At 69.1% G+C, this 12,946-nt stretch carries 11 protein-coding genes; 5 read left to right on the top strand and 6 right to left on the bottom strand.

What is annotated here, in order from left to right; genetic code table 11:
* Positions 1-33: 33 nt before the first annotated feature.
* From HPY32_RS27690 to bluB, 5 genes are all read left to right on the top strand, one after another.
* A complete protein-coding gene (locus tag HPY32_RS27690) occupies positions 34-567 on the top strand; it encodes a DUF6912 family protein (RefSeq protein WP_067577152.1) in 534 nt (177 codons plus the stop codon).
* Positions 568-663: 96 nt separating this feature from the next.
* The gene (locus tag HPY32_RS27685; RefSeq protein WP_067584109.1) at positions 664-1,812 is read left to right on the top strand and encodes a ferredoxin reductase; all 1,149 of its coding nucleotides are present in this window, start codon (positions 664-666) and stop codon (positions 1,810-1,812) included.
* Positions 1,813-1,890: 78 nt separating this feature from the next.
* Positions 1,891-3,315, top strand: a complete 1,425-nt coding sequence (locus tag HPY32_RS27680; RefSeq protein WP_067577150.1) for a fatty acid desaturase — start codon at positions 1,891-1,893, stop codon at positions 3,313-3,315.
* A 101-nt stretch (positions 3,316-3,416) separates the two neighbouring features.
* Positions 3,417-4,670: a fatty acid desaturase family protein gene (locus HPY32_RS27675; RefSeq protein ID WP_067577148.1), complete on the top strand. Its 1,254-nt coding sequence runs from the start codon at positions 3,417-3,419 to the stop codon at positions 4,668-4,670.
* Between the two features lie 30 nt (positions 4,671-4,700).
* A complete protein-coding gene (gene bluB, locus HPY32_RS27670) occupies positions 4,701-5,342 on the top strand; it encodes a 5,6-dimethylbenzimidazole synthase (protein WP_067584106.1) in 642 nt (213 codons plus the stop codon).
* 117 nt (positions 5,343-5,459) lie between these two features.
* Here the strand turns inward: bluB and HPY32_RS27665 are convergent, their stop codons facing one another.
* The 6 genes from HPY32_RS27665 to mtrA all read right to left on the bottom strand — a co-directional run bounded on the left by HPY32_RS27665 (position 5,460) and on the right by mtrA (position 12,870).
* On the bottom strand, positions 5,460-6,752 hold the full coding sequence (locus HPY32_RS27665) for an acetyl-CoA C-acyltransferase (protein WP_067577146.1): 1,293 nt from the start codon (positions 6,750-6,752) through the stop codon (positions 5,460-5,462).
* Between the two features lie 171 nt (positions 6,753-6,923).
* On the bottom strand, positions 6,924-7,610 hold the full coding sequence (gene hpf / locus HPY32_RS27660; RefSeq protein WP_067577145.1) for a ribosome hibernation-promoting factor, HPF/YfiA family: 687 nt from the start codon (positions 7,608-7,610) through the stop codon (positions 6,924-6,926).
* 261 nt (positions 7,611-7,871) lie between these two features.
* Entirely contained in the window at positions 7,872-8,510 is a 639-nt protein-coding gene (locus HPY32_RS27655; RefSeq protein WP_067577143.1) for a ComF family protein, read from the bottom strand.
* Positions 8,511-8,531: 21 nt separating this feature from the next.
* The gene (gene lpqB, locus HPY32_RS27650) at positions 8,532-10,367 is read right to left on the bottom strand and encodes an MtrAB system accessory lipoprotein LpqB (RefSeq protein ID WP_067577141.1); all 1,836 of its coding nucleotides are present in this window, start codon (positions 10,365-10,367) and stop codon (positions 8,532-8,534) included.
* Positions 10,364-12,151, bottom strand: a complete 1,788-nt coding sequence (mtrB, locus tag HPY32_RS27645; RefSeq protein WP_067584103.1) for an MtrAB system histidine kinase MtrB — start codon at positions 12,149-12,151, stop codon at positions 10,364-10,366. Before mtrB ends, lpqB begins: the two co-directional genes overlap by 4 nt.
* Before the next feature lie 41 nt (positions 12,152-12,192).
* The gene (gene mtrA / locus HPY32_RS27640; RefSeq protein ID WP_062507888.1) at positions 12,193-12,870 is read right to left on the bottom strand and encodes an MtrAB system response regulator MtrA; all 678 of its coding nucleotides are present in this window, start codon (positions 12,868-12,870) and stop codon (positions 12,193-12,195) included.
* Positions 12,871-12,946 lie beyond the last annotated feature (76 nt).

Below are 12,946 nucleotides of genomic sequence, written 5' to 3'. Positions count from 1 at the left end.
AAGCTACGGGTCTACGTCCCGGCGACCATTCCGATGCTGCGGCAGCTGGTGGCCGACCGGGAGCTGCGCGCGATCAACGACACGGCGTTCGCGGTCACCCCCACGCTGCGGGAGGCGTATGCCTCCGGCGACGACGAGGAGCTGGCCGAGGTCGCGATGGGCGAGGCGGCCCGGTCGGCGCTGCGACTGCTCGCCGACGAGCGCGAGGCCGCCGCGCTCCGGTCCGAGGGCGACGACGCCGGGGACGCCGATGCCGCCCCCGGCGACGGGTATTCGAGCCCGGTGTACCGGCGCGCGGTGATCGCCGCCGACGTCACCGGCGCGAGCCTGCGCCCGGACCTCGACGACGCGGTGGTGCGCCTGTCGGCCCCGATCACCTACGACCAGATCGCCTCGGTGCACGTCGACCTCGCCGACGCCGAACCGCAGGTGGCCAAGGCCGTGGACGTCGTCGACGCCGCCGACCTGGGCGACCCCGACGCCGAATTCGTGCTGGGCGACGCCGAGGACCACCAGCTGGCCTGGTACGCCGCGCAGGAGCTGCCGTTCCTGCTCGATCTGCTGTGAGGTCCCGGCGGCGGACGCGCTAACCTACGATGCCGTAACCTTTTGTCGAAGGGTGCGTCGCCAGGCGCGTGAACAGAGGAAATGAGCGTCCGCAGAATGGTCCTGAAATCGGTACAAGGGTTCCGGGAATGGCTGGAGGCTCCGGTCGCCGAGGCCAAGGCGGCCGGCCGGACCCGGCTCGATGCGCTGCGCGGCGCCGCCGCCCGCATCACCACGCCGCTGCTGCCCGACGATTACCTGCACCTGGTCAATCCGCTGTGGTCGGCGCGCGAGCTGCGCGGGCGCATCGTGGATGTGCGCCCGGAGACGGCCGATTCGGTCACGCTGGTGATCAAGCCGGGCTGGGGCTTCGACTTCAAGTTCACCCCGGGCCAGTACATCGGCATCGGCGTGCTGGTCGGCGGGCGCTGGCACTGGCGCTCCTACTCGCTGACCTGTCCCCCCGACTGGACCGATCCGGACAACCGCGCCGAGCGGCTGATCTCCATCGCGGTCAAGGCGATGCCGGAGGGCTTCCTGTCCAGCCACCTGGTCAACGGCGTGCCCGAGGGCACCGTGGTGCGCCTGGCCGCGCCGCAGGGCGGTTTCGTGCTGCCCGAGCCCGCCCCGCCGAAGGTCCTGTTCCTCACCGCGGGCAGCGGGATCACGCCGGTGATGGCCATGCTGCGCACCATGGACCGCCGCGACGGCATCGCCGACGTGGTGCACATCCATTCCGCGCGCACCGCCGACGACGTGATGTTCGCCGCCGAGCTGGCCGACCTGCACGACCGGCATCCGAGCTTCGTCTCGCACCTGCATCTCACCGGCGAGCAGGGCAAGTTCGACCTGGCCACGCTGGACGGCCTCTACCCCGACTGGCGCGAGCGCCAGACCTGGGCGTGCGGTCCGTTGGCCATGCTCGACGACATCGAAAAGCATTGGGCGGCAGCGGATCTGTCCGACCGGCTGCACGTCGAGCGGTTCGAGGTGGAGCGCTCGGCGGCCGGGGAGGGCGGCACCGTGACCTTCGTCCGCACCGGACGCAGCGTCGCGGTGGACGGCGCCACCAGCCTGCTACAGGCCGGTGAGGGCGCGGGCGTGCAGATGCCGTTCGGCTGCCGGATGGGCATCTGCCAGACCTGTGTGGTCACCATCACCGACGGGCACGTGCGCGACCTGCGCAACGGGGTGGAACACCAGGCCGGGGAGAAGGTCCAGACCTGCATCTCCGCCGCCGCGGGCGACTGCTCGCTCGAGGTGTGAGCGCCTATTCATCGGGAGCGGATACCCTCGTCGGTATCCGGCTCGATCCGGTTCGTCGAAGCGAGGCAGTCATCCACCGTGGCCATCACTGACATCAAGGCGTTCGCGCATCTGACCGCGGCCGACATCGAAACCCTGGGACAGGAACTCGACGCGGTCCGCCGCGACGTGGAGCTCTCGCTCGGCGAACGCGACGCGAACTACATCCGGCGCACGATCCGCGCCCAGCGCACGCTGGAGGCCGTCGCGCGCGTGACGCTGGCGGCGAGCCGCAATCGCTGGGCCTGGTTGGCCGGCACCGGCATGCTCTCGGTCGCCAAGATCATCGAGAACATGGAGCTCGGGCACAACATCAGCCACGGGCAATGGGATTGGATGAACGATCCGGAGATCCACTCCTCCACCTGGGAGTGGGATATGACCGGAACGTCCGGCCAGTGGAAGCGCGCGCACAACTACTCCCACCACACCTACACCAACGTGCTGGGCAAGGACGAGGATCTGGGCTTCGGCATCCTGCGGATGACCCGCGACGAGCAGTGGCGGCCGATCCACCTGGTCCAGCCGCTCGCCAACCTCGTCCTCGCCGCGACCTTCGAGTGGGGCATCGCCCTGCACGACCTGTCGGCCGAGAAGGCGCAGCTCGACGTGCCACGCACCCAGGTGCTGTCCGAGCCCAACAAGAGCTTCTTCCGCAAGGCCGGTCGGCAGGTGGCCAAGGATTTCCTGATCTACCCGCTGCTCACCGGCCCGGCCTGGAAGCAGACGCTGAAGGCGAACGCCACGGCGAATCTGGTTCGCAACCTGTGGGCCTACGCGGTGATCTTCTGCGGCCATTTCCCGGACGGCGCCGAGAAATTCACCGAGGAGCAGTTCGCCACCGAGACGCGCGGCGAATGGTATCTGCGGCAGATGCTGGGCAGCGCCAATTTCCAGGCGGGCCCGGCGATGGCGTTCCTGAGCGGCAATCTCTGCTACCAGATCGAGCACCACCTGTTCCCGGACATTCCCAGCAACCGGTATCCGGAGATCGCGGTCAAGGTGCGGGAGCTGTGCGACAAGTACGACCTGCCCTACACCACCGGGTCGCTGGGCAAGCAGTACCTGCTGGCGTTCCGGACCATTCACAAGCTGGCGCTGCCGGACCGGTTCCTGCGCCGCACGGCCGACGACGCCCCGGAGACCTCCTCGGAGCGCAAGTTCAGCGGGCTCGTCCCGGCGCTGCCCGGCGCCGACGGCCGCCACCGCGGGCTGCGCTCGGCGCTGGCCGAGGCCAAGGTGGCGCTGCGCGAGAAGGCCCGCGCCGAACAGGAGGCGCTGCGCGAGGCCCGCGCGGCGCTGCGGGTGAAGGCCCAGGCCGAGCGGGAGGTGCTGCGCGAGGCGAGCGCGGCGCTGCAGGACAGGGCCCGCGAGGAGGGGCAGGTGCTGCGGCGGCGAGCATTGCGCGAGCGGGCGCTGTGGCGGGTGCGGCGGCGGCAGCGGTCGCGACGCCTCGGGGAGTAACGCAGCATAAACCGGTAACGATCACAATGCGGCGTACACCACATTTGTGAATCAATCCACAGGCAACCTACGGAGCCGTAACTTACGGTACTGTAACCGCCATGGCGATCTCGGATGTCAAGGAATACGCCCACCTCACCCCCGAAGATGTGGAAGCGATCGGCGCGGAGCTGGATGCGATCCGCCGCGAGATCGAGGAGTCCCGCGGGGAACGCGACGCGAAGTACATCCGCAACGTGATCCGGCTGCAGCGCGGCCTCGAGATCAGCGGCCGCGCGGTGCTGTTCGCCAGCTTCCTACCGCCGGCCTGGCTGGCCGGTGTGGCGCTGCTGTCCACGGCCAAGATCATCGAGAACATGGAGATCGGCCACAATGTCATGCACGGGCAGTGGGACTGGATGAACGATCCGGAGATCCACTCCTCGTCGTGGGAGTGGGACAACGTCGGCCCGTCCGAGCACTGGAAGATCACCCACAACTACCTGCACCACAAGTACACCAACGTGCTGGGCATGGACGACGACATCGGCTACGGCCTGCTGCGCGTCACCCGCGACCAGCGCTGGTCGCCGTTCTACCTGGGCCAGCCGGTGTACAACCTGCTGCTGCAGATGTTCTTCGAGTACGGTGTGGCCGTTCAGCATCTGGAGCTCGGCAAGCTCGCCAAGAAGAAGTGGGCCGCCGACAGCCCCGAGCGCAAGCAGTTCGAGCAGGACCGGCGCACGGTGCTGAAGAAGGTGGGCAAGCAGGTCGCCAAGGACTACGTGCTGTTCCCGCTGCTCACCGGGCCGTCGTTCCTGTCGACGCTGACGGCGAACCTGGCGGCCAACATCATTCGCAACGTGTGGACCAACGCGGTCATCTTCTGCGGCCACTTCCCCGACGGCGCCGAGAAGTTCACCCGCTTCGACGTCGACAACGAGACCCACAGCGAGTGGTACCTGCGGCAGATGCTGGGCAGCGCCAACATCTCCGGCGGCCCGCTCATGCACTTCATGACCGGCAACCTGTCGCACCAGATCGAGCACCACCTGTTCCCGGATCTGCCGAGCAACCGCCTGGCTCAGATCGCGGTCCGGGTACGGGAGATGTGCGACAAGTACGACCTGCCCTACACCACGGGCTCGCTGCCGGTGCAGTACGCCAAGTCCTGGCGCACCATCATCAAGCTGTCGCTGCCGAACAAGTACCTGCGCCGCACCACCGACGACGCCCCGGAGACCCGCTCCGAGCGCGTCTTCGGCGGCACCGGCACCGTCGACCCGAGCACCGGCCGCCGCCGCGGCCTGCGCACGGCCCTGAAACAGGGCCGCCGCCGCCTCGCCGCGCGCCGCGAGGCCCTCACCGTCGGCTGATCGGTGGCAACTGATTGACTGGGCCCCGTGGTGAGCGAGCCCAGTGTGTACGAGGTGATTCGGCGGCGGCGGGATGTGCGCGCGGAGTTCAGCGGGGAGATCGTCGAGGACGCGACGCTGTTGCGGATTCTCGATGCGGCGCATCGGGCGCCGAGCGTCGGTAACTCCCAGCCGTGGGATTTCGTGATCGTCCGCGATCCGGCGACGCTGGCGGCGTTCGCGGCGCACGTCGCCGACAAGCGCATCGAGTTCCACGACGCGCTGCCGCCGGAACGGGCCCGCACCTTCGAGCCGATCAAGATCGAGGGGATTACCGAGAGCGGCACCGGCATCGTGGTCACCCATGCCGACGAGCGCGGCGGGCCGCAGGTGCTGGGCCGCGCCACGGTCCCCGAAACCGGGCTCTACTCCACGATTCTCGCCATCCAGAACCTGTGGCTGGCCGCCACCGCCGAGGGCGTCGGCGTCGGCTGGGTGAGCTTCTACGACGAGCCCTTCCTCACCGATCTGCTGGAACTCCCGGCGGGCGTGCGCCCCGTCGCCTGGCTGTGCGTCGGCCCGGTCCACGAGCTCCAGGAGGTACCGGACCTGGAACGCTTCGGCTGGCGCAGCCGACGCCCCCTGGATGCCGCCATTCACTGGGAGCGCTATCGCTCCGCGCAGCCCTTCTGAAGCCCTTGATTCCGGCGTGCTTTTGGCCGGAATCCACCGAGAGGTCCCGGCCAAAAGCGCGCCGGGACCACGAAGCGCGCGGCACGCCGGGACCATGGAGTGAGCGCGGCAAGGCCCTCAGACCCGTTCCAGGACGGCGGAGGCGCCGATGCCGCCCGCGGCGCAGATGCCCAGGAGCGCCGTGCTTTTGCCGGTGAGGGCCAGTTCGTTGGCCATGGTGGTGACCATGCGGGCGCCGGTGGCGCCGAAGGGGTGGCCGAGGGAGACCGAGCCGCCGTGGACGTTGAGGATGGCGGGATCGATCTCGCCGACGGCGGTGTCGCGGTCCAGGCGGGTCCGGGCCCACTCGTCGCTGGCGAGGGCCGACAGCACCGATAGCGTCTGGGCGGCGAATGCCTCGTGAATATCCACGAAATCGACGTCGGCGAGCGACATTCCGGCCTTGGCGAGGGCGCGCGGCATGGAGATCGCCGGGCCGATCAGCACCTGATCGGTGGGATCGACGCTCACATAGCTCCAGGAGCGGACCGCGGCCAGCGGCTCGAGGCCCAGCGCGCGGGCCTTCTCCTCGCTCATCAGCAGCACCGCGGCGGCGCCGTCGGTGAGCGGGCTGGCATTACCGGCGGTGACCGTGCCGTTCTCGGCGAACACCGGCGGCAGCGCGGCCAGCTTCGCCACGCTGGTGTTCGCCCGCACCAGGCCGTCGCGGGTCACCGACTTCCCTTCCGGCGTCACGACTTCCAGCACCTCGCGGTCGAATCGGCCGGAGTCGATGGCCGCGGCGGCGCGGTGGTGCGAACGCGCGGCGAACTCGTCCTGGGCGGCGCGGGTGATGCCGTGGATACCGGCCATCTTCTCCGCGGACTCCCCCATCACCTCGCCGGTGGTGCGCTCGGCGATCTTGGGACGGCGCGGCAGGATATCGGTGAACGGCGCCAGCTGCGCGATGGCCGACAGATAGTCCTTCGGCTTCGGCTTGCCCAGCGCCAGCGGGGCGGCCGCGTGCACCACCTTCTGCGGCAGCTTGACCTCGGCATTGCTGGTCGAGTCGCTGCCACCGGCGATCATCACGTCGTATTCGCCGCGCTCGATGGCGGCCGCGGCGGAGGTCACCGCCTGCAGGCCCGAGGCACAGGCCCGGGTCACGGTGTAGCCCTCGCAGCCGGGGTCGAGCTTCAGGTCCAGCGCGATCTCGCGCGCGATATTGGGCGCGGCGCCGGGCAGGATCACCCCGCCCCACACGATGGCCTGCACCAGGTCTTTCGGCAGCCCGGTCCGCGCCAGCAGCCCGGCCGCCGCGGTACCGGCCAGGTCGATGGAGTCCATCCGGGTGTAATCGGTGAACGCCCGCACGAACGGCGTCCGCGCCCCGGCGACGATCACCGCACGGCGAACAGCGTTGGTGGCCATGGGATCTTCCTTTCGACGGAACCGCCTGGCACCAACTTACTGCAAGGTCAGAAAAAACGCGATACACCGTGTCACAGACAAATACGGAGGGCGCATCAGACGACCGGGGCTCACTGGGAAACCCCGGTCGAGAATGAGATCCCGGTCGAGCCGGGACGAGGAATTACCTACCTACGCTAGCCGGATCAGGCCGTAGTCGAAGGCATGACGACGATAGACGACCGACGGTCGGTCGGTCTCCTTGTCCTGGAAGAGAAAGAAGTCGTGGCCCACGAGCTCCATCTGGTAGAGGGCGTCGTCGACCGTCATGGGATTGGCCGGGTGCACCTTGGTGCGCACGATGTGCCCGGGGCCGCTGTAATCCGACGACTCCCAGTCCTGCGACCGGTGGTCGTGAGGTGCGTCGGAACCGTTCGGGTGCACCGCGAGCGAATCGTCGATGAGATCGGCCGTCGCCTCGGCCACGGAGACGGGGGTCTTCTCCCCGTAGTGGACGCGCCGACGGTCCTTGGTCCTGCGCAGGCGGCTCTCCAGTTTCTGCACGGCCAGTTCCAATGCGCCGTAGAAACTGTCGGCACACGCCTCGGCGCGCGCTACCGGGCCCTTGCCCCGGACGGTGATCTCCAGCCGCTGGCAACTCTTGCGCTGGCGACGATTGCGTTCGTGAAATAGTTCGACGTCGAACAGATAGATCGACGGATCGAAACGCTCCAGTCGGGAGAGCTTCTCCGCGACGTGAATCCGAAAATGATCGGGAACCTCGACATTGCGGCCTTTCACCACAACTTCCGCGCGAGGCGCCCGGGGCCGGTCCGCTGCAGGCTGCTCGGCCTGGTCGGAAGCGGCGGAAACCGCCACCGTGCCGTAACCCGCCGAGGGATCTGCTTCTTTCACTGAAGGTCGTGAAGTCGTCACGCGTACCTCCCGGATCTGGCCGCACAACCGATTCATGTGCGGCGGGAATCAAACGTGCCGAGCCGGGATCGATGCCTGAATACTCGGCACGAAGTCGTCCGAGGCGCCACCTCCAAACTCTGGGGTTCGGGTGTCAGATCGCTCTGTCAGCAACGCTATTACGGGATCGACGTGTCCGCCAGTGTTCACGCAAATTTCGCCGACTCAAGCGGCGCAAGTCACCATGACGGCACGGACGCTCATCCCGGCCGCGGCGAGCGCGCGAACCGACTCGTCCGCGGTGACGCCGGTGGTCAGGACATCATCGACCAGCACTATTTCGGCATCCGGATCCCGGGCCGCCGCCGGCAGCGAACCGGACGGTGGCCTGATTCGGCCACGCAGATTGTCCCGGCGTGCGGCGGCGTCCAATCCGACCGAATCGCGAACCCCGCGCCCGGCGGCCAAGAGCGTATGACTCTGGCAATCTTCCAGCCAACTCGCGGCGACCCGGGCCGCCCGGGCCACCGGATCGCCCCCGCGCCGCCGCGCGGCCGCCCGCCGGGTGGGCGCGGGCACCAGCAGCAGCGGCCGCCCGCGCGCCCGTAAGGTATCCAGGCCCCTGGCCAGCGCCATGCCGAGCGGTGCGAGCAGATCGCGACGGCCGTGCTCCTTGGCCGCCACCACCGCCCGCCGCGCCGGGCCCGCGTACCCGGACAGCGCCCAGCACGGCACCCCGGGGTCGACCCGCGGGCGCACCCGAAACGGCGGGCCCGCAACACTTTCCGCGCATGCGGCGCACCAGCTCGCCCCGGGCGCCCCGCAACCCCCGCACGCCTGCGGCAGGATCAGCTCCAGCAGCATGCGCTGAGTATGCGCCGCCGATCAGCCCGGTAACACCGGAACGGCGTTCGCGCCCAGGCCGTACACCTCGCGCCAGATCCGCTCGTTGTTCGGCTCGGCGGACTGCAGCTGCATCACCGCGCGCGCGTCCGCGACGAACAGGGTGTCGGGCGAGGCGCTCACGATCCGGACCGGCGCGGTGAGGTTCTGGCTGGTCATCAGGTCCACATGGGAACCGTCGATGGAGACCGTCTGCACGGGGTCCACATTGCCCTCCCGGGCGAAGATGATCCGATCGGCGCCGTACCAGTCCAGCGAGACCGCGGCCGTGCTGAGCGTGACCACGACCGGCAGCGGCGAGGCGAGCGCGTATTTTCCGTCCGGTTGCGGAACCACCACGGCGGCATAGATCTTGCCGCCCGCGATGAACGCGGCGCGCGCGCCCGTGCGGTCGATGCGCAGATCGGTGATCGGCAGCCGCGGCGTGGCATCGTTGGGGTCCGCGGGCGGCGCGAACAGGGCCGAGGTATCGACGTCCTGCACGGAGACGTTGCCGGTGTTGCGGTCGTGCCCGGCCCGGATCACCCGGTTGCCGTCCACGACGGTCCAGGCGGCGCTGCCGTCGGCGGTCCAGGACGGGCGGGTGAAGGTGTTGCCCTGCGCCACGGAGAAGACATTGCTGCCGTCGTAGCTGCCGATCACCAGCGTCTTGGACGGATCGCCGCCCTGCTGGCCGTTGTCGGCGACCGCGGCGACCAGCTGACCGTCCTGCGACAGCGCCACCCACTGCAGGTTGTGCGCGGAGCCGAAATAGCCCGGGGTGGGCTCGATATCGTTCTTGGTGGTGTCCACCTTCACCAGGCCGCCGTCGCGCACCGCGTGCAGGCCGATCCTGTTGTGCGCGTTGGCGGTCGGGCTCAGCGCGTTGACGTCGGCCGAGGACCAGCCGGTGCTGGTGAACCGCTCGTCGAGCGGTTTGCCGTCGGCCAGCAGCATGTACGGGCCCAGCACGTCCGCACCGGCCAGGGTGAGCACGACCTGCGCGGCCAGCAGCTCCTTGCCGTGCTGATCCAGGGTCGAGGCGCCCGCGAAGTCGATCTGCACCCCGCCCACTCCGACACCGATACCGCCGGTGTCGCCGTTCACCTTGGTGATTCCGCCGCGCAGGGTCACCGGGCCGGACAGCATATTGTGCACGGCCGGGACGAGCGCGGGCTGCGGTCCCTCCGACAGCATGCTCAGCAACCGTTGCGTGAGTTGGTCTTTGCGCTCGGAGATCCAGCGCAGGTCCGGAACCATGGTGGTACCGGCGGCATTCGGGAAATACAGCAGGTAGCGCCGGTAGGTCTTCTCGAAGGCGGTGTTGACCACGATCACGCCGGGCGGCGGATCGGCGATGCGCCACTCGCCGCCGACCCGGACCATCTCGACCCGGATCTCGAAGCTGGAGGCGGCCGGTCCGGCGCGATAGGAGCCGTCGGCCTCGAGCTCGCCGACCTTGTTGGCGCGGATCTTGTAGGTCGCGGTGTCCCCGGCCCGCGACTCGCGCAGCGTGTCCGGGCTTTCCACGATCGTCGTGCTGGCGGAGTCGTCCCAGGTGACCGCCGCGGTGGGCGAAAGGTACTGGCGCGCGGCCTGATGCCGATTGGTCGGATCGGCGGTGGCCTGGAGGAAGTCGCGGAGCAACAGGTCCGGCTCGCGACCCTGGATCGGTTGCGGCAGCGTGGTGGACGTCGGCTCGCGGTCGATGGTGCCCAGCGCCTGCGGGGCCGAGGAGTCCGGCAGATTGGCGCAGCCGCTGAGCAGGACGGCACCGACCACGGCCAGGCCGCCGAGGGTGCGCAGCCACCGTTGCTGCGATCCGCGCTGCAGTCTCATGGTTTCGCGTCTCCGGAATCGCTGAGTACGGAGTCGTCGGCCGGGCCGGCGCCGTTCCCGGCGTCGGACGGCGGTCGCGAGGATGAGGGTGAATTCTCGCCTGTGGCAGGCGGTTTCGGGGCGTCCGCGGCCCCGTCGGGGTCCGCCGACTCCGGCGATTCCGTGTCGCCGTCCGCGGTGTCCGCCGAATCGGACTGCGGCGCGGCCGATTCCACCGACTGGACCACGCGCCGCTTGGGCGGTTCCAGCGACAGCGGGCTCTGGCCCATCTTGCGGGCGCGGCTCAGCGGCAGGGTGAGGCGGAAGCTGGCGCCGACGCCGAGTTCGCCCCACGCCTCGAGCTTGCCCTCGTGCAGGTTGGCGTCCTCGACGCTGATCGACAGGCCCAGGCCGGTGCCGCCGGAGCGGCGCATGCGCGAGGGGTCCGAGCGCCAGAAGCGGTTGAACACCAGCTTCTCCTCGCCCGGCCGCAGGCCCACGCCCTGATCGCGCACCACGATCGCGACCGCGTTGGCGTCCGCGTCGCCGCGCATCCGGATCAGGACCGGCTTGCCCTCGCTGTGGTCGATGGCGTTGGCGAGCAGGTTGCGCAGCACGCGTTCCACCCGGCGCGGGTCCACCTCGGCCACCAGCGGTTCCTCGGGCAGGTCGACGACGAGTTCGACGCCGGACTCCTTGGCCAGGTGGCGGACCGTGGAGATGGCCGCCCGGGCGCACATGCGCACGTCCAGCGACTCCACCTGCAGCTCGGCCACGCCCGCGTCGTGGCGGCTGATCTCGAGCAGGTCGTTGAGCAGACCCTCGAAGCGGTCCAGCTCGGTGACCAGCAACTCCGCGCTGCGGGCCAGGGCCGGATCCAGCTCGTCGCTGGAGCCGTGAATGAGATCGGCGGCCATGCGCACGGTCGTCAGCGGGGTGCGCAGCTCGTGGCTGACGTCGGAGGTGAACCGGCGCTGCAGATTGCCGAACTCCTCGAGCTGGGTGATCTGCGTGGACAGGCTCTCGGCCATCTCATTGAACGACATGGCCAGCCTGGCCATGTCGTCCTCGCCGCGCACCAGCATGCGTTCCTTGAGGCGGCCGTCGGCGAAGCGGCTGGCGATGCGGGCGGCCGAGCGGATCGGCAGCACCACCTGCCTCGTGACCAGGGCCGCGATCGCGGCGAGCAGGACCAGCAGCACGATGCCGCCGATCATCATGGTGCCGCGCATCAGGCCCAGGCTGCGCTGCTCGTTGGTGAGCGGGAAGATCAGGTAGATCTCCAGGGTGGGCACCTCGGCGCTGGGACTGCCCACGATCAACACCCGGCCGCGGTAGCCCTCGGAGTCCGACACCGTGGCGAACTGCTGGCTGATCTGGTTCTGCTGCACGAACCGGCGCAGTTCGGCGGGCACCTCCTGAATCGGGCCCGCCGAGAGTTCCTGCTGGTTGTCGCCGACCATGGCCACCGCGGCCTCGTAACTGCCGGCGGCGCCGCCGGATTGCGAACTGCCGCCCGACGGCAGCGTCCGCAGCGCGTCCTGCAGGCGGAGCGCCTGGGTACTGGCGTCGTGTACTCCGCTGAGCTGATTCTCGAAGGTGCTGCGGGCGCGGTTCATCTCCTCCAGCGCCGCAGCGGTCTTGGCCTCCAGAAGACGGTCGGTGATCTGACCGGTGAGCACCAATCCGAGGATCGTGATCACGATCAGCGACAGGGTGAGCGTGGACACGACGACGCGCAGTTGGAGCGAACGCCGCCACACGTGGCCCAGCGATTCCCCGACGGACTTGAACCAGGCCACCATCGCCGCCAGCAGCCGCTCGGCGCGGCTTCTGGAGCGAGAGATCACGGCGGTCCGGCCTTGTAACCCACGCCGCGGACGGTCAGCACGATCTCAGGATTCTCCGGATCCTTCTCGACCTTGGCGCGCAGCCGCTGCACGTGCACATTGACCAGCCGGGTATCGGCCGCGTGCCGGTAACCCCACACCTGCTCGAGCAGTACCTCGCGGGTGAACACCTGACGCGGCTTGCGCGCCAGCGCCACCAGCAGGTCGAACTCCAACGGCGTCAGCGAGATCTGCTGACCGCCGCGGGTCACCTTGTGCGCGGGCACGTCGATGACGATGTCCGCGATGGACAGCAACTCGGCCGGCTCCTCCTCGGTGCGGCGCAGGCGGGCGCGCACCCGGGCGACGAGTTCCTTCGGCTTGAACGGCTTGACGATGTAATCGTCGGCGCCCGACTCCAGGCCCAGCACGACGTCGACCGTGTCGGTCTTCGCCGTCAGCATCACGATCGGCACGCCGGAGTCCGCGCGTAGCACCCGGCACACGTCGATGCCGTTCATGCCCGGCAGCATCAGATCCAGCAACACCAGATCCGGGCGCAACTCCCGCACAGCGGTGAGCGCCTGCGTGCCGTCGCCGACCACGTGGGGATCGAAACCCTCGCCGCGCAAGACGATCGTGAGCATCTCCGCGAGCGCCATATCGTCGTCGACGACCAGAATCTTCGGCTTCATAACTACTATGTTGTCATCTCTCCGGCTCGGAACGGGCAACCACGCCAACACTGGTACATTACCGACGCACATCCAA

It is taken from the genome of Nocardia terpenica (assembly GCF_013186535.1).
GTDB classification, from domain to species: Bacteria; Actinomycetota; Actinomycetes; order Mycobacteriales; family Mycobacteriaceae; genus Nocardia; species Nocardia terpenica.
The sequence above is the reverse complement of the archived record's forward strand: the minus strand, read 5'-3'. Positions and strand labels throughout refer to the sequence as shown.